Consider the following 23,013-nt stretch of genomic DNA (forward strand, 5'->3'; position numbering starts at 1 on the left):
CACTTATATTGCCACCCTCTGTCATTATTCTTATTTTTTCTAAATCGTGTCTGATATATAAAAAATACAAATACAGCGTTGGTCCGGCTGTAAATTTGTTACCGGATTGCGTATGCACTGCCGTGCTGTGACACCGTCCCCATCGATGCCCTGAGGTAAAAGAATGAGATTACTGGCCGTTCATCCAAGCTCGCTCATGTACACGAAGGTCTTCCTGCGTCTTGAACCGCTGGGGCTTGAACTGGTTGCCGGTGCTGCGCGCAACAAGGGACATGATGTGGAAATCATCGACCTGCAGGTCGAGAAGCATCCCGATTACTGGGAACGCATCGAGCGATTCCGCCCCCACGCCATCTGCTTTTCCGGCAACTACCTGGCCAATGTCCCCGAGATCATTGACCTGTGCAAGGAAACGCGCAAGCGCCTGCCCAACGTGTTCCTGTTCATTGGCGGGCACTCGATCTCGTTCATCGCGCGTGACGTGCTGGCACTGTCTGACGGGGCCATCAACTGCGTGCTGAAGGGGGAGGGCGACGCAACCGTCGGCCTGCTGCTGGAAGCCTGGGAACAGGGCAAGGACCTGCTGACCGTGCCAGGTGTCGTCACCATGGAAGGCGACGGCCCGCCGCCGATCTTCATCGAATCCCTTGATGAAGTCCGCCCCGCACGTGACCTGCTGCGCCACCGCCGCAAGTACTTCATCGGCACGCTGGACCCGGCAGCGTCGATCGAATTCGCCCGTGGCTGTCCGTGGGACTGCACGTTCTGTAGTGCATGGACCTTCTATGGCCGGTCCTACCGCACCGCCAGCGCCAAGGTAATTGGCGAGGAACTGCAGGAAATCAAGGAACCCGGCATTTTCATCGTCGATGACGTGGCCTTCGTCCATGCCGAGCATGGCCTTGCCATCGCCGATGAGATCAAGCGCCGCAATATCCAGAAGGAATACTACCTCGAGACCCGTGCCGACGTGCTTATGCGCAACAAGGAAGTGTTCGCGGTCTGGAAGGAAATCGGCCTGAGCTACATCTTCCTGGGGCTGGAAGCGGTCGATGCGGAAGGACTGAAGCGATTCCGCAAGCGCGTATCGATGGACCGCAACTTCGAAGCACTGGACTATGCCCGTTCGCTGGACCTGATCGTCGCCATCAACCTGATCGCCGACCCGTCATGGGACCGCGAGCGTTTCGAGGTAATTCGCCAGTGGTGCCTGGAAATACCGGACATCGTGAACATTTCCGTCACCACCCCCTACCCTGGCACGGAAATCTGGGAAAGCGAGTCACGCAAGCTGACCACGCGTGACTATCGCCTGTTTGACATCCAGCACGCGGTCATGCCCACCACGCTGCCGCTGCGTGAGTTCTATGAAGAACTGGTCAAGACCCAGCAGATCCTGAACAACAAGCATCTGGGCTGGAGCGCGATCAAGGATACGCTGGGCATTGCCCTGCGCCTTGCGTTGCGTGGACAGACCAACTTCCTGACCATGATCTGGAAGTTCAACTCCGTCTTCAATCCCGACCTGCAGATGGCTGACCACGCGCAGAAGCCGGAATATGAAATGCCGCTGAAGCCGGAAGGCACCGACCAGAAAGTGGATCGCAAGACGCTGTATGTTCATGGTCCTGCCGGGCGCAAATCGCGCAAGCTGGATGATGATACGGAAAAGTTTGTGGATGAAACCCGCATGAGCACGGTTGACTGAACAGCCACGCCTCACCGCATCCATAACCCGAAAGGCCGGTTGCTTCATGCACCGGCCTTTTTTGTGCCCTGACACCACATGATCCTACACACGCGGCCACAGCCCCTGCCAGAACGCAGGGACCGCCGCAGCAGGCCGATGGCGGACCGGTTGGGAACATATAGATACCGCCGCCAATGGGACAGCATGAGCCTTTCCGCAGCCCCCCGGAAAGCCATGAAACGATTTGCGGCGCACATGGATCATGCGCCGTTTGCCTCAAAAACAATCCATATCAATTTTATTACAGACGATAATATCTTACATCATCAATATGCGCCAAACCGATACGGTTCCAGCCCTGTCCATCCAGGCCATGCGACAGCATTGATCGTGCCCATGATGCGCCTGTGGTTCTGCCTTCATGGAATACAGGGACTGTTTGAAAAGTCAGCCTGGGAAACATCCTGCAATCAGAAGGACGTTTTGGATGAGCTTTTTTTCAAAAAACTTCAGAAAACGCCGCTATTTTTGAAAAAAGGCGATACCCCCCAAATTTTATTGTTTTTTGTCAATTGGTTATTTTTAGACAGCCTTATTAAGTTGAGGTGATGGCGTTAAATGCTCTTATCTGGTGTAATTGCGCCGGTTCTCAACCACAGGCACCCATACAGGCTGCCAGCAGGTGCTAAAGGCGATCAGATCATGGAAACAATAACACTGAACATAAGCGGCATGACCTGTGATGGATGTGCATCCAAAGTCGTGCGCGCACTGGAAGCCGTGGACGGCGTGTCGATGGTGGAAGTCTCGCTCGAACAGGGCAAGGCCTTCATCACCTATGACGGACGCACCACCAACCCCGAGGACCTGTTTGCTGCCGTTGACGATGCAGGCTTTGACGCAGGCTACTGACCTGCATGGGCAGGCCTGATCGGCCGCCCCTTCAGGCGCTAAAGATAAGAAGTTTCTGGTGAAGCTTTTTTTCAGAAAGTTTCAGGGAACGCCGCCTTTTTGAAAAAGGCGGCATCCAAAAACTTTTATTCTTTTTTGCCAACAGATTCAGGCAGGCATGGCTGCGGCAGCCTTGCGTATGGCCTGCGCCATGGCTTCCACCCCGTTGCCCCGGTTAGTGGACAGGGCCTGCACCAGGCCAAGGTCACGCAGGAATTGGGGGTCCGTATTCAGGATCTCGTCCCGGCTGCGCCCCGAATAAACCCGCAGCAGCAGCGCCACCAGTCCCGACACGATGGCCGCATCCGATGCACCGGCCAGGTACAGCAGGCCATCATGCGGCTGCACTTCCATCCAGACCTGGCTCTGACAGCCCGGCACGCGGTGGGCATCGTCCTGCCATTCAGTGGGGAATGGTGGCAGCTTGCGCCCCAGTTCGATGATATACTGGTAACGCTGCATCCAGTCATCAAACAGGGCCAGTTCCTCACCAATTTCCGCGATGGCATCAGCGGCGGTATCGTCCTCGGGCTTTACGAAGGGGTCGGTCATCATCTTTCCTGTTACGCAGGGCCTCAATACTGGGCCGGAAAACGGGACGGAACGCAAAGGGCCGCACCCTTCTGGCGCGGCCCGTGCATCGGCAGGTACTGCCCTACAGGATAAAGCGGCTCAGATCACCCTTGCGGGCTAGCGGGGCCACCCGGTTCTGGACGTCCTCGGCTGTGATCACCACGTCTTCCCCGCTCCGGTCGGCGGCGGTGAAGGATACGTCCTCCAGCAGGCGTTCCAGCACGGTGGCCAGACGCCGCGCACCGATATTCTCGACCCGTTCATTGATGTCGGCTGCCAGTTCCGCCAGCGCGTCAATCGCCCCATCAGTAAAGGACAGCGTGACCTTTTCCGTGCCCAGCAGGGCGACATACTGCTGCAGCAGCGAATGTTCCGGCTCGGTCAGTATCCGGCGCAGGTCCTCACGCGTCAGCGAAGCCAGTTCCACGCGGATGGGCAGACGCCCCTGCAGTTCGGGCAGCAGGTCGGACGGCTTGGCGATATGGAACGCACCGGATGCGATGAACAGGATATGGTCCGTGCGCACGGGACCATATTTGGTGGAAACGGTTGTCCCCTCGATCAGGGGCAGCAGGTCGCGCTGCACCCCTTCGCGCGAGACATCACCGCCACGCGATCCCCCTTCGGACGCACGCGCACAGACCTTGTCGATTTCATCAAGAAAGACGATGCCATGATCCTGCGCATGGGCCACGGCTTCACGCGTCAGGGTTTCGGTATCCAGCATCTTGTCCGCTTCCTGCCGGATCAGGGCGGCGCGGGCTGCTGCAACCGTCATGCGCTTCTGCTGCGGCATGCGGTTCATGAAGCCCTTCATCATGTCAGAGAAGTTGATGACCGCGCCGGGCGTCATGTTTGGCATGTCGGACGGTGACGGGCTGCCCCCTTCAGCAATCGAGATCTCGACTTCCTTGTTTTCCAGCTCACCCCCGCGCAGCATCCGGCGGAACTTGTTGCGCGTCTCGGACGACGCCCCCTCGCCCACCAGCGCATCGAGCAGGATATCCTCGGCCGCCTGTTCGGCGTTCTTTTCAACATCCTTGCGGCGCAGGTCGCGCAGCATGTTGATCGAGGACTCGACCAGATCACGCACTATGCTTTCCACATCGCGGCCGACATAGCCGACTTCGGTAAACTTCGTGGCCTCGACCTTCAGGAACGGCGCCTGCGCCAGTTTGGCCAGACGGCGCGCGATTTCGGTCTTTCCGCATCCCGTCGGCCCGATCATCAGGATGTTCTTGGGCACGACCTCGTCACGCATCGCATCCGTCAGCTGCGCGCGCCGCCAGCGGTTGCGCAGCGCAATGGCCACGGCGCGTTTCGCATCGGCCTGGCCGATGATGTAGCGATCCAGCTCGGCCACGATCTCACGCGGGGAATGATTGGGGATTTCCATTACGCCGCTCCGTCCTGCGCATCCGCGCCCAGTGTCTCCACAATGACGGAATGGTTGGTGTAAACACAGATGTCACCGGCGATCTTCATCGACCGCCGTGCGATATCGACCGCCGGTAGCCCTTCGATCCCCAGCAGCGCGCGCGCAGCCGACAGCGCGTAATTCCCGCCCGAACCGATGGCGATGATGCCGTCCTCGGGTTCCAGCACGTCGCCATTGCCGGTCAGGGTGAAGGAACGTTCAGCATCCGCCACGGCCATCATCGCCTCCAACCGGCGCAGGTAGCGGTCCGTGCGCCAGTCCTTCGCCAGTTCGACGCAGGCGCGTTCAAGCTGGTTGGGATAGCGTTCCAGCTTGTTTTCCAGCCGTTCCAGCAGGGTGAAGGCATCCGCAGTTGCCCCCGCGAAACCGGCAAGGATCTGCCCGGTGGGGCCGATGCGACGCACCTTGCGGGCATTCCCCTTGATCACGGTGGCGCCCAGCGTCACCTGCCCGTCGCCCGCCATGGCAACCTGGCCATCACGCCGGACACATAAGATGGTTGTTCCATGCCACCCGACAGGGTCATGGGGTGATGAATGATATTCTTGCATATCAATAGAAATAAAACGTTCTCACGCCAGCACAAGGGGCAAGGCCGCACACATGACCCTGTTCCGCTATGCCTCCTGCGGGGCGCGGTTCATGATCCGTTCGATATGGGCGGCCAGATCGGCGCGGGTAAAGGGCTTGTGCATGACATCGGCACTGCCGACGGGCAGCGCGCCGGCAGTGGCGTATCCCGTCAGGTACAGCACCCGCAGCCCCGGACGCAGCGCCTGCAGGTGGTGGGCCGTCTCCAGCCCGCCCATGCCCGGCATCATCACATCCACGATGACAAGATCGATCGGCCCCAACCCTTTCTCCATGGCCTGCACGGCGGCGGTGCCGCTGGCGTATTCCAGCACCTCATGCCCCCGTGCGCGCAGAAAGCCCGCCGTCACCGCACGCACGCCCGGTTCATCATCCACCACCATGACATGCAGCGCACGCAGGCCCGTGCCCGCCGCCGGGGTCGTGGCCATGGTCGGTTCCCGGGTGTCCGTGGCATTGCCACCGCCCTGCACCGGCAGGCACAGGTCAACGCGCGTGCCCTCGCCCGGCCTGCTGCGCACCTGTACCTCCCCGCCCACGTGACGGATGAAGCCATAGATCATGGACAGGCCCAGCCCGGTGCCGCGTCCGACGTCCTTGGTCGTAAAAAAGGGTTCAAACACGCGGGCCAGCGTCTCGGGCGACATGCCGACACCCTGATCGGTTACCGAAACCATGACGTATTCACCCGGCACCAGATTCGTGCCCGCCACGATTTCCTTTACCCGCTTCAGCGCCGTGGACACCTTTATCAGACCACCTTCGGGCATGGCGTCGACAGCGTTGATGCACAGATTGAGCACTGCAAGCTCCAGCTGCCCCGCATCAGTGCAGACCGGAGGCAGCATGCCGTCCGACGCCGCCGTATCCACCACGATTGCGCATGGCGCACCGCCACTTTTCCCCTGCCGCGACACCACCGTCTGCGCCAGCAGGTCATTCATGCCATGCAGCAGGGCGTTCACGTCCACCGGCTCAAGACTGAGGTCGCGCGGGCGGCTGAAATTGAGCAGCCTGCGCGTCAATGACGCCCCGCGCTGGGCTGCGGCGGATGCGTTGTCCAGCAGGCGGGCCACCGGACCCGTTTCCGGCCCCATGTCGCGCACCAGTTCAAGGGAGCCGAGGACGGCGGTCAGCAGGTTGTTGAAATCATGCGCGATGCCACCGGCCAGCGTACCCAGCGCCTGCATCTTTTCCGCTTGACGCAGGCGGGCCGCCATTTCCTGCTGGCGGGTGATGTCACGGTTGATGACAACGGAACACGCCGACCCGTCCCCCAGCGCCCCCAGCACGACGCGCGTGATCTCGCGCCATCGCCCCTGCACACCGCCACGGATATGTGCGGGCAGTTCAACAACTTCCTCGTCGCGTCCTTCATTATGCAGCCGTTCATGCGCAGCACGGATCAGGGGCAGCAGATCCGCATCACATAGTTCCTCCTCCGTATGGCCAAGACAGCCTGCGATGTCGCGGCCATAGAAATCGGCGGCCTGCTGGTTGATGCGGATGAAGCGGCCCTGCGCATCCATGAACCCCAGCCCCGAACGCAGGTTGTCCAGCAGGCCATGCAGCAGCATGCGCTCAGTACGCAGCTCGCGTTCCAGACGGTGGTAATCCGCCGCCTGCACGATCATGGCGCGCAGGGCATCCGGATCCCATGGCTTGTGCGAATAGAATGAAATCCGCCCCTGGTTCAGCGCCGCCGCCACGGCCCCGATATCGGCATATCCCGTCAGCAGGATGGCCTGCGCGTCGCTATATTCACGCGCGCGCGCCAGCATTACGTCGCCGCCCATTTCGGGCATGCGCTGGTCGGATACGATCACGTCCACATCGTTGCGGGCGGCAAGGATATCCAGCGCCTCGGTCGGGGATGTGGTGGACAGGACGGTAAAGGTATCTTCCAGCAGGTCCGTAAGCGCCACAAGGATCTCGGCTTCGTCATCCACCAGCAGGACAACAGGGCGTGGCTGCGTCGCGGGGTCGGTATTCATTGGTCTGCAACTCCCTGCACGAAGGTCAGGCTATCTCAACGCGCGTGATCGGATAAAGGCCGGGACGTGGTCGACTGGTCTTCGGTCGCCGGGCCGGGGTTCCATGGCACGGAAATGGTGAAGCGCGCGCCCCCCTGCGGCGCGCTGCCAACCGACAGGCTACCCTGGTGGGCCTGCACCACGCTGTAGGCGATCGCAAGGCCCAGCCCGGTTCCCGCACCCACCGGCTTGGTAGTGAAAAACGGCTCGAAAATGCGTTCCTGCACATCAGGCGCAATGCCGGGGCCGCTATCGGTAATGACAAAGACATAACTGTCCCGCCCCTCCCCGTTATGGGTCAGGAACGTATGGATCTCGATTTCCCCCTCCGCTATCCCGCCACGGACAGACATATCATCAGGCTGGGCGGCAAGAATTGCATCGGCCGCATTGCTGATAATATTCATGATGACCTGATTGAGCAGCGCTGCCTGACAGTACAGCCGGTCCGGGGCCTCATACCGGCGCCTGACCACAATGCCGCTGCCCAGTTTCTGTGTCAGCAGCGCCATGACGGTTTCCAGCGCCTCGGGCACGTCGATCAGCTGGAACAGTCCTTCATCCAGTCGCGAGAATTTGCGCAGGTTCAGCACAAGGTTCTGGATGCGCCGCAATCCCATGTTCATGGACCCCACCCGGTCGCGGCATTTGTTCAGGATCGCAGCCCTGTTGTCATGATCGGGGTCGGTGCAGGCGGCTTCCATGCTGATCACGCGCTCCAGCCCACGCGCCACCGTATCCTTGTGCGCAAGGATGAAGGCCAGCGGATTGTTGATTTCATGCGCGATGCCAGCCACCAGTTCACCCAGCGACGCCATCTTGGCCGTCTGCACCAGCTTGCCCTGTGTTTCAATCAGCTTGCGGTTGGCATCGGCCAGTTCACGGTTGGCCTGTTCCAGCGCCTCGGCCAGCGACGCCTTCGACGCAATGGCCGCGGCTTCCGCGCGTGCGCTCTTGACCGCGATCTCACGCGCCTGGCGTTCCACCTCGATCCGGCGCACGTCATCCTGCAAAAGCTTGCGGCGCACCAGTACGCGGATGCGCAGCGCCAGCGCCGCAGGCCCCACGTCGCGCGATACAAGGTCGTCTGTCCCCGCTTCGAACACCCGGGCCGAGAACTCCTTCGCATCGGGCCGTGACGCGTCATCCACCCCAAGGATGCGCGGCGGCACGTTACCCGACAGCAGGTCCTCCTGCCGCCATTCGTCCAGTCTGCGGCAGACCGCCAGCCCGTCGAATTCCCGGCATGCAAGATCGATCACCACGCAGTCGGGCACATGATCAGGGTCATGCAGCAGGGAGGGTTCAAGCCGGGACGGGTCAGGGCACAGGGTTACGATATGCCCGTCACGCCGCAACTGGTCGATCAGTTCGGGCACCGCGCGCCGGTGGGCCGGTTCGGGGGCGATGACCATGATGCGCGCACGGCGGAACACGCGCTGCGGCAGGAGGGATGGCGCGTGCACCGCATGTTCACGCAGCAGCGCGCGGATACGGAAGACGATCAGCGCAGGATCGGATGATTTGGGGATATAGGCATCCGCCCCGCTTTCCAGCCCCTCGCGTTCCAGCCCCGGCTCGATCCCCTCCGTCAGAATCAGGACGGGGATCGTGCGCGTGACCGCGTTCATGCGCAGCTGGCGGGCAAGCTGTCCGCCATTCATGCCCGGCAGGTGATAATCGGCGATCACCAGCCCCGGCAGGCGTTCGTCCAGGGTATCAAGCGCGGCCTCCCCACTGGCCACGCGGTGGACGTGAAAGCCGTGGCCTTCCAGCATGCGGCGGATACGCAGGGCCTGCGTGTCCGAATCCTCCACCAGCAGCAGGGTATCGACGTGGTCCTGTTGGTCGGTCAGTGGCATCGGGGCGTCATCATCCTGCCAGGGGGTCATCGGAAGGGATCTGGCCACCCGCCATGATCCGGAGAATATGCGGGGTGATTTCATGCACAGGCAGGCTTATGCACGCAGCCCCCGCGCGTTCGGCAGCACCGGGCATGCCGTGGATGACAGCGGTGCTGCGGTCCTCCACGATGGTATAGCCACCGGCATTGCGGATGCGGCCCAGTCCCTCCACGCCATCTTCGCCCATGCCGGTCAGCAGCACGCCCAGGCTGTCCGCGCCAAATACCTTTGCCACGGAAGAAAACAGCACATCGGCCGATGGCCGCTGCCCCTGCACCAGCGCGTCATCATGCAACAGGACATCGCCGCGCGGTCCAACCGTCATGTGCCGGTTGCCCGGTGCGACCAGCACCCGGCCGCGTTCCAGTTGCATGCCATGCTGCGCCAGCATGACCGGCAGGGCCACATGCTGGTCCAGCCAGGCTGCGAACCCTTCCATGAAGGGCTGGCCCATATGCTGCACCAGCACCACGGGCAGCGCGAAATCGGCTGGCAGGTCCCCCAGCACCCGGGCAAAGGCCGTCGGCCCCCCGGTGGAGGCCGCAAGGGCAAGGATGCGCGGGCGGATATCCAGCGGCCGCGCCCACATGCCCCTGTGCCGGAAGGGTTCGGCCTGCATCAGGCGACGGCGGATCACGGGCACCTGGCTCATGATATACAGTTGTGTCGCGATCCCCTGCGCCACGGCGGCGCCTGCGGCACCCGACAGCCCCTGCGGCTTCTCGATCACCGACAGCGCTCCCGATCGCAGCGCGTTCATGGAAACCTGCGTCGCCTGCGCGCCAACGGTGTCACTGACGATCACGATGGGGGTGGGGAAATGCGCCATGATCTGCCGGGTGGCTTCCAGTCCGTCCATGCCGGGCAGGCAGATATCCATGGAAATCACATCGGGACGCAGGCGCGGGACAAGGCGCAGCGCTTCCTCCGCCGTTTCCACGGCTTCCACCAGTTCCAGACGCGGATCGCCCGTCACCACGCGCATGAGCAGGTGACGCAGGACCGCCGAATCCTCCACGATCAGCACCCGGCGCGGGACGGGGGGCGTCATGTCGTTCACAACAGTCCCCTTATCGTGTCGATCAGTTCACCCTGATCGAATTTCTGTTTGGTCAGGTAGGCGCGCGCCCCGCCTTCCATGCCACGGCGTACGTCATCCCCCTCGTCACGCGATGTCATCAGGACAACGGGTATGCCCGACAGGTGAGGGTCGGCATGCATGGCCGCCAGCAGGGCAAAGCCATCCATGCGTGGCATTTCAACATCTGTCACCACTACATCCACATGCCGCGAGGACTGCTGGAGCAGCGTCAGCGCTTCCTCCCCATCCACTGCGAGGCAGACATCGTAACCATGGGACTGGAGGATGGTTTTCTGCAGTGTCCGGGTCGTGATCGAATCATCCACCACCATGACCAGCGGCGCATGGCGCACGGGCACGACGGGGGCGGCTTCATCCACGTCACTGAAGCACACACCGTCGTCATTACCCCGCAGCCGCCAGCGCGCGAACAGCCGGTCGGGGCTGAGGATGAAGACTGGCTGGTCCTCTCGCTGCCAGGCGATGCCGGGCACCAGTTCACTATCCAGCCCCACTGCAGTCGCATCCGACACCAGCAGCGTGCGCACATCCACCATGCGTTCCACCGCAAAGCCACAGCATGCGCCATCCACTTCCATCACCACGACGCTGACCGCGCCATCGCGCACGGGCAATGGCGCGTTTTCATCCCCCACAAAGGCCCGCAGCGGCACCAGCGGCACCAGATCCTCGGCCTGCTTCCCGGCCGGGCTGGCGGGGGACGACGTGCCATCGCCGGGATGTGGCACCACGGCAAAGGGCGCACCATTGAGCAGGCGGATCTCATCACGCCGCACCCGCAGCAGGTGACGGATCACGCGCCCGGGCAGGCCGAGGGACTGCCCCGCATTTTCCACCAGCAGCACGGTACGCTGGCGCTGTGACACCGGCACGGTCAGGGTGACGGTCGTGCCCGCAGGCTGGCGCTGTTCCATGCGCACGGTGCCATGCAGGGCGCGTGCGGCTTCGGCCACCACCGACAGGCCAACCCCGCGCCCGGCCAGCGTATCCGCCTGACCACGCGTGGAAAAACCCGGTTCGAACACACGCGCCAGCAGCTGCCGCGCATCCAGCGGCGCATCGGCATGGACCAGCCCCTGCCCCGCCGCCCGTGCGGCAATTGCCTGCAGGTCGGGGCCACGCCCGTCATCACTGACCGCGACCTGCAGCCGCACGCCGGTCAGGGTGACGGCAATGGTGATGTTCAGGCATTCGGACTTGCCTTCCTTCAGCCGCTGGGCACGGGTTTCATGCCCGTGCACGATGGCGTTGCGCACAAGATGGACCACCGGGTCGCGCAGGGCCTGCATCACGCGGCGTTCGGTCTGGACATCCATGCCATACATGTGCACGTCCACGCCCGCATCCGGCCCGCCATGTTCACGCGCGATGCGCCGGGCCATGGCGGCGAGGGAGCCGAATACGCTTTCGGCCGGCACGAGGGTCACGGCATGGACTTCCTCCCCCAGCCGCAGCAGCGCGCGGTCGATCTGACCGGACATGAGTTCCCGTTCACGACCCACCGTCATGAGCCTGCGCGTCATGCGCGCGAATTCGGCCACGGGATCAGCGCGCATGCGTTCGGGCGCGTGCATGACCGCGCGGGATTCATCCAGCAGGTCCATCACCTGCGCCCATAGCCTTTCATGCCGTTCCGCCACGGACATGAGGTCATGCACCGCCGAGGCCAGTGCATCAAGCCGTGCCACAGGCACCTGCACATAGGACGGGTTTTCCCCCGTCGCGGTCACGCCGGGCGCATCTTCATCCCCCCCATTGACATCCCCGCCCGATGGCGCGGATGTCATGAGCAGGTCCACCTCATCAAGTGTGTCGGTAATCGCCTTCAGGTCCGCCGCATCCGGCAGGGCGCGGGCCGCCTGCAGGGCTGACAGACGGTTTTCCAGTGCGTGGGCCACCCCTTCGACCACCGGCAGTTCCACCGCGCGCGCCGCCCCCTTGAGCGAGTGGACGCGCCGGAAGATTTCCGCCAGCCCCCGCGCATCGGGGCAGCCTGCGGCCACGATGCCCCGGATCGCACGCAGGTGATCACGGTATTCCGCGTCGAATACCGCCAGAAGTTCATCGCGAAGGGTGTCCACGGCCCGGTCGTCAGGTCTGGTAACGGGCGGAGATGGTCAGCAGCTGTTTTGACAGCTTGCCAAGATTGCTGGCCGAAACCTCCAGGTTACGGGTGCCCGCCGATGTCTGCTGGCTGGCCTGGCGGATGCTCTGCAGTGCGGTCATGACCTGTTCGATGCCGATCTGCTGCTGGTTGGTCGATGCCACGATCTGCTGGAAGGCATGCACGCCTTCCTCGATCCCGCCAGTCATGCGTTCGATGGTGCGGTAGGCGATGTCAGTCCGTTCCTTGCCCGCCGAGACCCGCTTGACCGCTTCTTCCGTCAGCATGACGGACGTGTTGATGCCGCGCTGGATGTCACCAAGGATGGCGCGCACGTTCTGGGTCGCATCCCGCGACTGATCGGCCAGTATCTTCATTTCTGCCGCCACCACGGCGAACGACCGCCCGTGCTCACCCGCCGCCGCGGCCTCGATCGCGGCGTTCAGCGCCAGCAGGTGGGAGCGTTCGGACAGATCATTGACGGAGGCGATGATTTCGCTGATCGCCTCGGTCCGTTCGGACAGGGCGACGATGTTCGACGCCACGGCTTCGGCCCCGTCATGGGTATGCGCCATGGCGCGGGCCGTTTCCTCCACCGCTTCCAGCCCGCTTGCGGAACTGTGGACGATTACCTCCGCCGAGGAAATGACTTCACGCGCGCGCTTGCTGATCTGGGCACCCGAATGGGTTATTTCGTCCACGGTGGCCGCCGTTTCCTGCACAGCGGCAAACTGTTCTTCCACACTTGCGGCCTGCTGCTGGGTGGAGGCGCGGATTTCGGCCACGGCGGCGTCAAGGTTCTGCGTCACCTCCCCGCTCTGCCGCGCGATTTCACGCAGGCCGTCGATCATGCGGTTCAGCCCGGCGGCAAGGCGGGCGACCTCGTCACGGTCTTCGCCCATGCCGCCCACCTTGGCGCGGGTGGCAAGGTCGCCCTGTCCCACGCGTTCCATCACATGCATGATGGACGAAATCGGTTCCATGATCGACCGCCGCGTCCAGAAGGTCACGATCAGGGCCACGACAACCGCGCCCGCCATGCCTATGGCCAGCGAACGGCGGCTGTAGTCATACGATGCCGCCCCCTGTGTTTCAGCCACCTGCACCCCATGGTCCAGCAGGGATGCGGCCCGCCCCACCAGCAGTTCTATCGACTGTTCGCGGCTGTCGATACGCGACGCCTGTTCACGCACGCCCGCGTCATTGCCCGCGCGCATGGCCTGGAACAGCATGGCGGCGCCACGCGTATCCATCTGGAACTGCGCGGAAATTTCACGCAACTGACTGGCGACGGTATTGAACATCTCACGCTGGTCATCGCTGCGGGCCAGCCTGCCGCCTTCTTCCGCGCGCGACAGCACGCCCGCCAGCAGCCTGTCTGCGTCACGCGCCTTTTCATCCCATCCGGCAATCGCGTCTTCCAGCATGGTGGGGGCCGTTTCAAAATCATGTGCGTAATAATGCGCAAGGATCGCGAGCCTGCGGGCGACCAGATCATTTTCATTGGCGCGGATATGCGTCAGTTCACGGTAGACTGACAGGTCGCGGGTGACGATGATCGTCATCTCATCACGCACCTCCCGGATCTGTCCCAGCGCGTAGATACCCAGCGATACCATCAGCAGGACACCGACCATGAAGCCGAACAGCAGGCGATTGGCGATTGTCACGGTACTTCACACTCCGACATAACGGGAAGAAAACAGGCGGGCGGGATCAATGACGGTCAGGCTGCGCCCATCGGGCAGGCTGGCCTGTGGAAAACCCGAAGGGGTCAGCGGCGTGGGCGTGCCCGTGATTTCCACGGTGCCCGCCGCCCCACTGGCCAGAAGGGCTATGCGCCCCAGCGGAATGCTGGAAACCGAGCGCAGCAGCAGCATCACGCCCGGATCTTTCAGCGGGACACCACCCAGCAGCACCGAAAGGTCGAATACGGTGTACAGGTCGGCCTGATATCCATGCACACCGCGTACGCCGGGCGGACAGTCGGGCCTGCGGGGCATATCACTCCAGACCGGGTCGGTCACCCGCAGCACCGCATGCAGGTCCACCCCGCAGGCCTGTCCCGCAAGGTCCAGCATGACCAGCGGCCGCCCCGCGGCACCTGCCGCGTGCTCCTGCCCGCGCGCGGCCATGATACGCGCACGTTCATGCAGTACCCGCCGGGCGAAGGCGTCCCGGCCCGAAGGCGACGTGGTGTCCCCTTCCGTCATCACGATGTCACCTGCGCATGGCGGATGGCCGGTGCCTCACTGGCCTGACGGGCCAGGCGCAGCAGGCCGCCCGCCGTCATGCCATCCCCATCCGGCAGCACGGTATCAGGCGGACAGCGGCGCACCAGTTCCATCATCTGCTGGCGGATACGGCCTGCCTCCACCCCTCCACCCGCATCTTCCAGCAGGCGTGCAAGGTAGCAGCGCGCCATGACATGGTCGCGGCACAGGTAAATGACCCGGCGGAACGATTCCTCGGCCTGAAGCAGGCTGCCTTCCCCCCATGCCAGCACGGCGAACAGGAAATGGATGCGGGTGTCCATGGGATGGCGAAGCAGGTGATCACGGCACATGCGCATGGCCAGCGGAACCCGGCCCGTATCCGCCACCTGCCGGATTTCGGCGGCGACAGGCGCGCTGTCCACTTCAGGCATGGCCACCAGCGCATGTGCGGGCCTGCGCCGGGGTGCGGGGGATGCGACGGACACATCCTGCCCGCCCCTGCCCTGCAATGGCGGGCGAAACGCCAGCGTACCCGGCAGGCGAACGGTTTCAAGGCAGGGCGCGAAACAGGATACGGGTTCCGAATGCCCCAGCAGTATCCAGCCTTCGGGCACAAGCCGCTTCGCCATGGCCTGGACCAGCGCCTGCGCCTGTACCTGCGCGAAATAGATCAGCACGTTGCGGCACAGGATCAGGTCGAATGGCCCCGGCGGCCCACCGTCAGGGCGCAGCAGGTCAAGGACATTGCTGTAACGGAACCGGACCATGCGGCGATAGCATTCATGCAGCCGCCATATCCGGGGACTGACCGGGGTAAACCACGCGGCACATTGCGCGGGGGCGATATCACGCAGGGTCCATGCGCTGAATTCGGCCTGGCGCGCCTGTTCCAGGGCACGGGTGCTGATATCGGTGCCAAGGATTTCGATATGCCAGTCAGCGGGGTTCATGCCCGCTTCATCCAGCAGGCGCGTCAGCAGGATGGCGATGGAATAGGGTTCAGCCCCGTTGGAACAGCCGACACTCCATATCCGCAGGCGGCGCGTGGCGGCAGCCCTGCGGATCAGTTGCGGCAGGATGGTATGTTCAAGGGCCGCAAACTGTTCGGCATACCGGAAGAAAAACGTCTCCCCTATCGTAATGGCGGATTCCAGTTCCCTCCATTCCCGGTCACCCCGCGCCCCGTCATCAAGCAGGGCAAGATAATCATGGCAGGTACGGCAGCCATGCAGCGCCATGCGCGCGCCCACCACCTGTTCCAGCAGGTCGGCCTTGTCCACGTAATAATGCAGCCCCGTGCGGTGGGTCACCGCATTGAGCAGGCGCCGGAAGCCCGCGGGGGGAAAGGCGGCCGATCCCGTCATGAATGGCTGTCCCCATGCGCGTCACGGGGCATGTCGGGTTGGGAATCGTCAATCGCGGCCCACAGGGTGGCGCGCGCACGGGTACGTTCCATCAGGGTATCCAGCCGCATGCGTTCATCATCATTGATGATGTCGGTCATGCGCAACATGAATGCAATGCCACCATCCCCAAGTTCCAGTTCCCGGCCTGCACCCTCGCCTCCCGCCATGTCGCCGTCAACCGTGACGGATGCGACGGACGTGGGCTGTGGTCGTCGCATGACCTCGCATACCGCATCCACCAGCAGGGCCACGCTGCCCCCGCCGGGCAGGTTGCACAGCAGCAGCGGGCAGTACAGCAGGTCCACCGGCTGACGCACCGCCTGCGTGCGTTCCCCCAGCAGCACACCAAGGTCAATCACCACCACCATGGCCATCCCCAGCCGGAACCAGCCCGATACATGCGGCAACGCCACGGCCACCGGCATCAGTTCGGGCACGGGCATGCATTCCCTGACCACAAGCCCCGCGGGCAGGCCATACTGCCGCGAACCCACGCGGAAGATCATGACGGGCGACGACGGCAGCCGGCCCGATCCGTATCCGTTATCGTGCTGTGGCATGGCATGATCCATTAGCAACGGCGCAACCTGCTGTTTCCCATATGCACAAGGCAGAAGTTTGCATTTAATACAAGCGATCGCTACCTCGGTCTGGAATGCGTTTCCAACAATCCCGGGAAGCGGTACCCATGACCGGAGTCTTGTTTTAATGGACAGTCACTTTTCCAACCAGCAGCAGGACCGCACGCTGCCCCCCACCACCAGTACCATGGGCGGAGTGAACGTGCCGCGCATCGTGCGGGTGGCGGTATGGTCGGTTTTCTACTTCCTGTTCTACCTGGTGCAGCAGGTATCGGAACTGGTGGCCCCGCTGGTGCTGATCCTTGGTATCGGATGGAGCGCACTGCCCCATATCATAGGGATCGTGAATGGTGCCGCAGGCAACGACCCGCAGACGCGCGACATGATCGCACATGTCGCGCATTCCATCCCCGACCACCTGGAGGTGGGGTCGCACCTGCTGACCCCGTCCTCGCTGGTCTTTGACGGGCTGCTGCTCATGGCGGCGGCGGCGCTGTGCGCGACGCTGTCCACCATTGCCGCGCGCACCATGTAAAGACCGGCAGGCCCGCCCGCATGTTCCGCCTGCATGATGTCAGCTACGCCTATGGCGGCAACCGCGCCGGGGTGGCTGCGCTGTCCCATATCAGCCTTGATGTGGCGCAGGGTGAATTCCGCTGGCTGCTTGGCCCCTCGGGGGCTGGCAAGTCATCGCTGCTGTCCATCCTGTCGCTGGAAGTGCAGGCCAGTGCGGGCATGGTGGAAATACTGGGCGTGCCGGTCATGCAGGCGCGGCGCAGCAACCTTGCGCGCCTGCGCAGGCGCATCGGGACGGTGTGGCAGGATTTCCGGCTGCTGCCCGACCTGAGCGTGTTTGACAATGTCGCCCTCCCGCTGCGCCTGCAGCACCGCGCGGAAGACGAGATCGCCCATGAGGTCCACGCCATCATGAAATGGGTCGGACTGGAAAACCGCCTGGACGCGCGTCCACTGCAGCTTTCGGGGGGCGAACAGCAGCGGGTCGCGATCGCGCGCGCGGTGATCTACCGCCCCGCCCTGCTTCTGGCCGATGAACCGACCAATGCACTGGATGAACGGCAGGCGGGGCGCCTCATGGCCATGTTCCACCGGCTGGCCGAACTGGGCACGACCATTGTGGTGGCCACCCACAATGACGCGATCGTGGAAAAATATCCCGCCCCCGCCATTGAACTGGCGCATGGCCACATGGTGCGGGATTACCGCTGATGGCTCGCAGGCGTTACCATGACGGGCTGGCCCTGCATCAGGCATTGCCGGGACAGTTCCTGCCTTTCCTTGTGGCGGCCATGTCCTTCCTTGCGGCACTGGCGCTGGCGGGGGGAATTGCGGCGCACAATCTGTCACAGCGCTGGACCCATGGTGCGGGAGCGGTCACGACCGTGCAGGTCCCCGGCCCTGATGACCCGGCGGCCGGTTCGGGCACGCGCATTGCCGCCGTGCAGGACATTCTGACCCATGCCCCCGGCATCGTTGCGGCGCACCGGCTGAGTGATGCGGAACTGCGCAACCTGCTGGCCCCATGGATCGAACAGACCGGGGATGCATCCCTGCCCCTGCCGGCCGTGATCGAGGTGCATACGGCAGCCGGACAGGACCCGATGTCCCCCCTGCTGTCCCGGCTGGAAGCCATTGCCCCGGGCGTGATGGTTGAACATGACAGCATATGGAGCAACCGGCTGGCAGCCCTTGCGGGCAGCCTGCAGGCCTGTGCACTGCTGGCCGTTCTGATCGTGATGACGGTAGCGGTGTGCGTGGTCATGGCCGCGACACGCGCGGGACTGCAGACCCGGCGGCAGGCCATTGTGCTGATCCATTCACTGGGCGCGATGGACAGCTATATTTCCGGACGGTTCGCATCCCGCGTGGGGCTGCTGGCGCTGGTGGGGGGGCTGGGGGGTAGTCTTGCGGCACTCCCCATGCTGCTGGCCATGTCGCATCTGGCCGCCCCCTTTTCCGCCATGACCGACGCGCCCGTCCTGGCCTCCGTGGACTGGCGTGATCCGCGCGCATGGGCGGATATCGTGCCGCACGCGCTGTTATGGATGCTGCTGGCGCTTCCGCCCGCGGCAGGGATCACGGGGTGGATCACCACGCAACTGACCGTGCGGGCATGGCTGCGCCGCCTGCCATGACACACCCGCCACATGGGAATGACCGCCCCCCCGCCCGCCGCCGCAGGCTGCTGGCCACGGGCGTGCTGGCCACCATACTTGCATGGATGGCGGGGCTGGCATGGTTTACCCGTGACGCCATGCGCGCCCCCATACGGCCCCCGCATGCGGACGGGATCGTGGCCCTGACGGGCGGGCAGGGCCGGATTGACGAATCCCTGCGCCTGCTGGCGCAGGGCGATGCGGACCGGCTGCTGATTTCAGGCGTGGCCCCGCATGCGACGCTGGGTGATTTCCTGCGCCACCTGCCCCAGCCCGTTCCCCTGACATTATGGACACGGACGACACTGGGCCACAGCGCCACGTCCACGCTGGGTAATGCGGATGAGACGGCCGCATGGGTCCAAGCCTACCATATCCGCAGTCTGGTCGTGGTGACGGCAGGTTACCACATCCGCCGCGCCATGCTGGAAATCTCGCGCACGGTGCCCGATGTGCGTCTGTATGGTTACCCGATCCGTTCTCCCGCGCTGCGGCACCTGCTGCATCCCGCCACCATGCGGCTTATGGTTACGGAATATGACAAATGGCTGCTGGCCTGCCTGAATGTCGCCCGCCTGACACGGCCCCTGCACGGCCTGATAAACCATACCGATACCCGACCCGACGCGCCCCCGGTCATGGGCTGAATACCAGCCCGCCGCTTGTCCTGACGCCGGTTTTCTGGTGTTAGGAAAACCCATTCATACTGATGGACCCGTTCGTGATGACAGTACTGCGCGCGCTTGCCTTCAACCTGTATTTCCTGCTGCTGACCATCGTGATGGGCATTCTGGCCTTTCCCATCCGGCTGTTTGCACCGGGACGGGCACTGGCCTATGCCAAGGTATGGACGGGGCTGACCCTGCGGGGATTACAGCGTATCTGCAGGATCGACATACAGGTCAGCGGCATGGAGCACATACCTGCCGGGCCGTGCCTGCTGGCGTGCCAGCACCAGTCCGAATTCGACACACTGGTCTGGATGAACCTTGTACCCCGCCCGACCTATGTCATGAAACGCGAACTTGAGCGCATACCGCTGGTTGGCCCCATGCTGCGGCTGAGCGGCATGATCCCGGTGGACCGCGATGGCAAGGCAAAGGCGCTGCGCGCCCTGCTGGCCGCCACCGACGCAGCAGTGGCCGATAACCGGCAGATCATCATTTTCCCCGAAGGCACGCGCACGGCCCCGGGAGCCCCCATCAGCCTGCAGCCGGGCATTGCGGCCCTTGCTACCCATACCGGACTGCCGGTCATTCCCGTGGCAACCGATGCGGGGCTGTACTGGAAACCCGGCAGTTTGCTGAAACGCCCGGGTACGATCCATATCGTTGTGGGCGCGCCACTGCCCGCAGGGCTGCGGCGGGCGCAACTGCTGCCCACGATTGGTCAGGCCTGGCGGCAGTTGTGTACCCGCCATGGACTGCCGGTGCCTGCACAGGCATCGCCTGCCGATCCCGCCTGAAGATTATTTGAAAATAAAGGTTCCTGGGTATCGCTTTTTTCAGGGGCTGTTGGGAATTGAGTTTTCTAAAGGGCCATGATGTGTTTCAAAGACCATATGGATCGCTTCATACTGACGGATGCCCAATGGGCGAAAATGGAACCGCTGTGCCTTGGCAAGAAGACGGATCAGGGACGCAGCGGGAAGGATAACCGCCTCTTCATCGAGGCGGTCCTGTGGATCGCCCGGACCGGTAGTCCGTGGCGGGACCTGCCGACGTATTTCGGACATTGGAACTCGGTTTATTCGCGCTACAGTGACTGGATGAAAGCCGGTGTTTTCAAACGGCTTTTTGACGCTGTCTCTGACGATGCCGATATGGAATACGCGATGATTGACGGTACGGTGGTCCGGGTTCACCGCCACGGCCAAGGCGCAAAAGGGGGACCCGAAGCCAGGCGATAGGGCGGAGTGTAACGGGGTGGTCAACGAAGATCATCGCCATGACCGACGCCTTGGGTAATCTGGTCCGCTTCACGCTTATCCCCGGCCAGCATTACGATACGGTCGGCGTTGCGCCTCTTCTCGAACCAGCTGATTTTAAAGGAATTCTTGCTGACAAGGCTTTCGATGTCCACTGGATCGTGGACGCCATACGCGCGCAAGGGGCCTGCGTGGCCATCCCCCAGCGCAAAAACCGCCTCGACAGACGCCCGTTCGATGGGGCCCTGTTCAAAGCACGCCATCTCATTGAGAACTTCTTCTGCAAGCTCAAGGAGTTCAAGCGCATCGCCATGCGCAGCGAAAAAACAGACAGATCATTCGAAGCCATGATCTATCTCGTTGGCGCAATCATTAATTCAAGATAATTCCCAACAGGCCCCAAAAAGGCTATGTTCTTCGAAGTTTTTTGAAAATAGCTTCAAAAAACTTTTATTGTCAGCGCCCTGAACCGCCTGACGGTTATCACCATCGGTGGACTGGCGGAAGGACAACCAACTGTTCCGCCCGCAGGGCATGGTCAGGAATTGCCCTTTTCATCGGGCGCATCCCCGTTCTGTAGCGCCGCCACCTGCTGACGCAGATCCATGATTTCCTGCAGCAGGTTTTCCACCGTCCGGTCCCCGCCCCGTTCCACGGCGTAAAGGGAGGTAAACAGGGACATGGCCTGCCGCACCACGGCAGCGTTTTCCTGCCCCAGCATCTCCAGCCCATCCGGTGTCGCGGATGGCGGCTGACGGTCCATGAATTCGGTCATCATGCGTTCCAGGTAATCGGATACCTCGCCCTGCCTGCTGTCCCCATAACAGCGGATAAGCTGGCGCAGGAAGGCAACCGGCAGCATGGCCCGGCCACGGGTTTCCTCTTCCAGCATGACCTGCGCCAGCACGCCACGGGTTATGTCATCGCCCGTACGGGCATCCAGAATGACAAAGGCACGGTCCTGCTTGACCATGTCCATCAGGTTTTCAAGGGTGATATAGGCCGAAAGCTCGGTATCGTACAGCCGCCGATTGGCGTATTTCTTGATGATTACCGGGACAGAAGATACCGACAAATGCCTTCCTTTCGCATGGATCGGGCACGGAGCACCCGGATGGGCCATAACACCGCCCACCACATGGCGGCCAACCCGGCCAGACATTGCGCCGGTGGGCCGGTGACATAGATTTCCCGACCAGATTTGCCCACCCTTCGAACGCATCCGGCCTTACTCCGTGGACCGAAGGGCGGAGGCACCTCAGAATGTGCCGGTCCCTGACATCCATACCGCCAGACAACCCGTATTATGTCATAATATCAGGGTCCGGCCATGAGCCGGATCATTAATTGTAATTCCGGATGGGAAAACAATACCGTCAGCCGGTTTCCGTTTCTCATCCGCATGTTACGGCCATAACGGAATGGCGGGTATTTGCGCCTTTCATCCCGCCATAACCTTCGTTTTCCTGCATGTAAAACGCGGGGCCACCACCTGCGTTTCCCTGTCCATGCAAAACATGACATAGTATGTCAGAAGCTGTCCTTTTCCCTGCGCAACCGTGCAAGGGTCGCGACATCGTCCGCACGCAGGAAGGGATTGGTCTGGCGTTCCACCAGCAGGGGAACCGGCAGCGTGGGCGCCCCCCTGCCCCTCAGGTCCGCCACCTGCGCCGCGCGTGCCTTCAGCGCGGTGTTATCCGGATCGACATGCAGGGCGAAACGGGCATTGGACTGGGTATATTCATGCCCGCAGCATATCAGCGTGTCATCCGGCAGGGCCTTGATACGCTGCAGGCTGGCGAACATATCGGCGGGTGTACCCTCGAACAGTCGTCCACACCCCATGCTGAACAGCGTATCACCACAGAACAGCGCCGGGCCATCGGGGAAATAATAGGATACCTCGCCTGCTGTATGCCCCGGCGTTGCAATGACCTGTGCCCGGGACTGCCCCAGTTCCACGACATCCCCGTCACGTACCGCAATATCAAGACAGGGCAGACGGGCGGCCTCTGCCACAGGCCCCACGATCTTCGCGCCATAACGCTGCCGCAGGGCGTCGGCCGCCGCGACATGGTCGGCATGATGGTGGGTCAGGAAAATCAGATCCAGCCTGCCTCCCGCCGCATCAATGGCGGCGATCAGGGGGGCTTCCTGCGCCGGATCAACCATGCCGGCGGCCCCGGTTACGCCATCATGCACAAACCAGGCGTAATTGTCCGACAGGATAGGAATCGCCTTTATGGCAAGTTTCTGTGTCATGACTGTATCTCCTGCACTTTCGTTGCATGGCCTGAATGCCCGGCATGACGTGATGGCCCGG

General features: G+C 62.8%; 22 protein-coding genes. 9 read left to right on the top strand and 13 right to left on the bottom strand.

What is annotated here, in order from left to right; all coding sequences use genetic code 11:
• Nucleotides 1–163 precede the first annotated feature (163 nt).
• The 3 genes from hpnR (at nt 164) to ACE2AA_RS07590 (ending at nt 2,602) form a co-directional block, all read left to right on the top strand.
• Nucleotides 164–1,708: a hopanoid C-3 methylase HpnR gene (gene hpnR / locus ACE2AA_RS07580; protein WP_395371963.1), complete on the top strand. Its 1,545-nt coding sequence runs from the start codon at nt 164–166 to the stop codon at nt 1,706–1,708.
• Between the two features lie 186 nt (nt 1,709–1,894).
• A complete protein-coding gene (locus tag ACE2AA_RS07585) occupies nt 1,895–2,299 on the top strand; it encodes a hypothetical protein (RefSeq protein WP_395371965.1) in 405 nt (134 codons plus the stop codon).
• A 93-nt stretch (nt 2,300–2,392) separates the two neighbouring features.
• Nucleotides 2,393–2,602 (top strand): heavy-metal-associated domain-containing protein, encoded by a 210-nt coding sequence (locus ACE2AA_RS07590; RefSeq protein WP_141260585.1) that lies wholly within the window; start codon nt 2,393–2,395, stop codon nt 2,600–2,602.
• Between the two features lie 147 nt (nt 2,603–2,749).
• Here ACE2AA_RS07590 and ACE2AA_RS07595 read toward each other — a convergent pair whose 3' ends face one another.
• The 11 genes from ACE2AA_RS07595 to ACE2AA_RS07645 all read right to left on the bottom strand — a co-directional run bounded on the left by ACE2AA_RS07595 (nt 2,750) and on the right by ACE2AA_RS07645 (nt 16,568).
• Nucleotides 2,750–3,193, bottom strand: a complete 444-nt coding sequence (locus ACE2AA_RS07595) for a SufE family protein (RefSeq protein ID WP_193557650.1) — start codon at nt 3,191–3,193, stop codon at nt 2,750–2,752.
• Nucleotides 3,194–3,296: 103 nt separating this feature from the next.
• A complete protein-coding gene (gene hslU / locus ACE2AA_RS07600; protein ID WP_141260587.1) occupies nt 3,297–4,610 on the bottom strand; it encodes an ATP-dependent protease ATPase subunit HslU in 1,314 nt (437 codons plus the stop codon).
• Complete coding sequence (gene hslV / locus ACE2AA_RS07605; protein WP_141260588.1) at nt 4,610–5,203, bottom strand: ATP-dependent protease subunit HslV; 594 nt, start codon at nt 5,201–5,203, stop codon at nt 4,610–4,612. Before hslV ends, hslU begins: the two co-directional genes overlap by 1 nt.
• 66 nt (nt 5,204–5,269) lie before the next feature.
• Nucleotides 5,270–7,237, bottom strand: a complete 1,968-nt coding sequence (locus ACE2AA_RS07610; RefSeq protein ID WP_395371967.1) for a response regulator — start codon at nt 7,235–7,237, stop codon at nt 5,270–5,272.
• 35 nt (nt 7,238–7,272) lie between these two features.
• On the bottom strand, nt 7,273–9,138 hold the full coding sequence (locus ACE2AA_RS07615; RefSeq protein WP_141300755.1) for a response regulator: 1,866 nt from the start codon (nt 9,136–9,138) through the stop codon (nt 7,273–7,275).
• 10 nt (nt 9,139–9,148) lie between these two features.
• Nucleotides 9,149–10,240 (bottom strand): chemotaxis-specific protein-glutamate methyltransferase CheB, encoded by a 1,092-nt coding sequence (cheB, locus tag ACE2AA_RS07620; RefSeq protein WP_395371969.1) that lies wholly within the window; start codon nt 10,238–10,240, stop codon nt 9,149–9,151.
• A complete protein-coding gene (locus ACE2AA_RS07625; RefSeq protein ID WP_395371970.1) occupies nt 10,237–12,363 on the bottom strand; it encodes a response regulator in 2,127 nt (708 codons plus the stop codon). Before ACE2AA_RS07625 ends, cheB begins: the two co-directional genes overlap by 4 nt.
• Before the next feature lie 10 nt (nt 12,364–12,373).
• A complete protein-coding gene (locus ACE2AA_RS07630; protein WP_141260592.1) occupies nt 12,374–14,056 on the bottom strand; it encodes a methyl-accepting chemotaxis protein in 1,683 nt (560 codons plus the stop codon).
• Between the two features lie 6 nt (nt 14,057–14,062).
• Nucleotides 14,063–14,599 carry a chemotaxis protein CheW gene (locus ACE2AA_RS07635; protein ID WP_141300554.1) on the bottom strand — a complete coding sequence of 179 codons (537 nt, stop codon included), beginning with the start codon at nt 14,597–14,599 and terminating at the stop codon, nt 14,063–14,065.
• Complete coding sequence (locus tag ACE2AA_RS07640; protein ID WP_141260593.1) at nt 14,599–15,966, bottom strand: protein-glutamate O-methyltransferase CheR; 1,368 nt, start codon at nt 15,964–15,966, stop codon at nt 14,599–14,601. Before ACE2AA_RS07640 ends, ACE2AA_RS07635 begins: the two co-directional genes overlap by 1 nt.
• Nucleotides 15,963–16,568: a chemotaxis protein CheW gene (locus ACE2AA_RS07645; protein WP_395371972.1), complete on the bottom strand. Its 606-nt coding sequence runs from the start codon at nt 16,566–16,568 to the stop codon at nt 15,963–15,965. Before ACE2AA_RS07645 ends, ACE2AA_RS07640 begins: the two co-directional genes overlap by 4 nt.
• 148 nt (nt 16,569–16,716) lie before the next feature.
• On the opposite strand from ACE2AA_RS07645, the gene ACE2AA_RS07650 reads away from it, so the two are divergent.
• The 6 genes from ACE2AA_RS07650 to ACE2AA_RS07675 all read left to right on the top strand — a co-directional run bounded on the left by ACE2AA_RS07650 (nt 16,717) and on the right by ACE2AA_RS07675 (nt 21,076).
• Nucleotides 16,717–17,124, top strand: a complete 408-nt coding sequence (locus ACE2AA_RS07650; protein ID WP_141260594.1) for a hypothetical protein — start codon at nt 16,717–16,719, stop codon at nt 17,122–17,124.
• A gap of 20 nt (nt 17,125–17,144) precedes the next feature.
• A complete protein-coding gene (locus ACE2AA_RS07655; RefSeq protein ID WP_141260767.1) occupies nt 17,145–17,816 on the top strand; it encodes a cell division ATP-binding protein FtsE in 672 nt (223 codons plus the stop codon).
• The gene (locus ACE2AA_RS07660; RefSeq protein WP_395371974.1) at nt 17,816–18,742 is read left to right on the top strand and encodes a cell division protein FtsX; all 927 of its coding nucleotides are present in this window, start codon (nt 17,816–17,818) and stop codon (nt 18,740–18,742) included. The genes ACE2AA_RS07655 and ACE2AA_RS07660 overlap by 1 nt, the downstream gene beginning before the upstream one ends.
• A complete protein-coding gene (locus tag ACE2AA_RS07665) occupies nt 18,721–19,410 on the top strand; it encodes a YdcF family protein (RefSeq protein ID WP_141300560.1) in 690 nt (229 codons plus the stop codon). Before ACE2AA_RS07660 ends, ACE2AA_RS07665 begins: the two co-directional genes overlap by 22 nt.
• Before the next feature lie 77 nt (nt 19,411–19,487).
• The gene (locus ACE2AA_RS07670; RefSeq protein WP_395371976.1) at nt 19,488–20,228 is read left to right on the top strand and encodes a 1-acyl-sn-glycerol-3-phosphate acyltransferase; all 741 of its coding nucleotides are present in this window, start codon (nt 19,488–19,490) and stop codon (nt 20,226–20,228) included.
• Nucleotides 20,229–20,324: 96 nt separating this feature from the next.
• A protein-coding gene (locus tag ACE2AA_RS07675; protein ID WP_395372138.1) for an IS5 family transposase occupies nt 20,325–21,076 on the top strand; the annotation gives its coding sequence in 2 pieces (ribosomal slippage) (nt 20,325–20,655 and nt 20,655–21,076; 753 coding nt in all).
• A 152-nt stretch (nt 21,077–21,228) separates the two neighbouring features.
• Here ACE2AA_RS07675 and phaR read toward each other — a convergent pair.
• Together phaR and gloB are read right to left on the bottom strand one after the other, a co-directional pair.
• Complete coding sequence (gene phaR / locus ACE2AA_RS07680; RefSeq protein ID WP_141260598.1) at nt 21,229–21,852, bottom strand: polyhydroxyalkanoate synthesis repressor PhaR; 624 nt, start codon at nt 21,850–21,852, stop codon at nt 21,229–21,231.
• Between the two features lie 368 nt (nt 21,853–22,220).
• Nucleotides 22,221–22,952, bottom strand: coding sequence for a hydroxyacylglutathione hydrolase (gene gloB / locus ACE2AA_RS07685; protein ID WP_395371978.1), 732 nt, complete (start codon nt 22,950–22,952; stop codon nt 22,221–22,223).
• Nucleotides 22,953–23,013: the final 61 nt, after the last annotated feature.

Origin of the sequence: Komagataeibacter diospyri (genome assembly GCF_043995075.1) — a bacterium.
Lineage (GTDB): Bacteria > Pseudomonadota > Alphaproteobacteria > Acetobacterales > Acetobacteraceae > Komagataeibacter > Komagataeibacter diospyri.

Bases quoted from the DNA above. Each gene is read 5' to 3' on its own strand.
- hpnR (WP_395371963.1), top strand. From the start codon at position 164: ATGAGATTACTGGCCGTTCATCCAAGCTCGCTCATGTACACGAAGGTC.
- ACE2AA_RS07585 (WP_395371965.1), top strand. From the start codon at position 1,895: ATGAGCCTTTCCGCAGCCCCCCGGAAAGCCATGAAACGATTTGCGGCG.
- ACE2AA_RS07590 (WP_141260585.1), top strand. From the start codon at position 2,393: ATGGAAACAATAACACTGAACATAAGCGGCATGACCTGTGATGGATGT.
- ACE2AA_RS07595 (WP_193557650.1), bottom strand. From the start codon at position 3,193: ATGACCGACCCCTTCGTAAAGCCCGAGGACGATACCGCCGCTGATGCC.
- hslU (WP_141260587.1), bottom strand. From the start codon at position 4,610: ATGGAAATCCCCAATCATTCCCCGCGTGAGATCGTGGCCGAGCTGGAT.
- hslV (WP_141260588.1), bottom strand. From the start codon at position 5,203: ATGCAAGAATATCATTCATCACCCCATGACCCTGTCGGGTGGCATGGA.
- ACE2AA_RS07610 (WP_395371967.1), bottom strand. From the start codon at position 7,237: ATGAATACCGACCCCGCGACGCAGCCACGCCCTGTTGTCCTGCTGGTG.
- ACE2AA_RS07615 (WP_141300755.1), bottom strand. From the start codon at position 9,138: ATGCCACTGACCGACCAACAGGACCACGTCGATACCCTGCTGCTGGTG.
- ACE2AA_RS07635 (WP_141300554.1), bottom strand. From the start codon at position 14,599: ATGACGGAAGGGGACACCACGTCGCCTTCGGGCCGGGACGCCTTCGCC.
- ACE2AA_RS07640 (WP_141260593.1), bottom strand. From the start codon at position 15,966: ATGACGGGATCGGCCGCCTTTCCCCCCGCGGGCTTCCGGCGCCTGCTC.
- ACE2AA_RS07645 (WP_395371972.1), bottom strand. From the start codon at position 16,568: ATGCCACAGCACGATAACGGATACGGATCGGGCCGGCTGCCGTCGTCG.
- ACE2AA_RS07650 (WP_141260594.1), top strand. From the start codon at position 16,717: ATGGACAGTCACTTTTCCAACCAGCAGCAGGACCGCACGCTGCCCCCC.
- ACE2AA_RS07655 (WP_141260767.1), top strand. From the start codon at position 17,145: ATGTTCCGCCTGCATGATGTCAGCTACGCCTATGGCGGCAACCGCGCC.
- ACE2AA_RS07660 (WP_395371974.1), top strand. From the start codon at position 17,816: ATGGCTCGCAGGCGTTACCATGACGGGCTGGCCCTGCATCAGGCATTG.
- ACE2AA_RS07665 (WP_141300560.1), top strand. From the start codon at position 18,721: ATGGCTGCGCCGCCTGCCATGACACACCCGCCACATGGGAATGACCGC.
- ACE2AA_RS07670 (WP_395371976.1), top strand. From the start codon at position 19,488: ATGACAGTACTGCGCGCGCTTGCCTTCAACCTGTATTTCCTGCTGCTG.
- phaR (WP_141260598.1), bottom strand. From the start codon at position 21,852: ATGTCTGGCCGGGTTGGCCGCCATGTGGTGGGCGGTGTTATGGCCCAT.
- gloB (WP_395371978.1), bottom strand. From the start codon at position 22,952: ATGACACAGAAACTTGCCATAAAGGCGATTCCTATCCTGTCGGACAAT.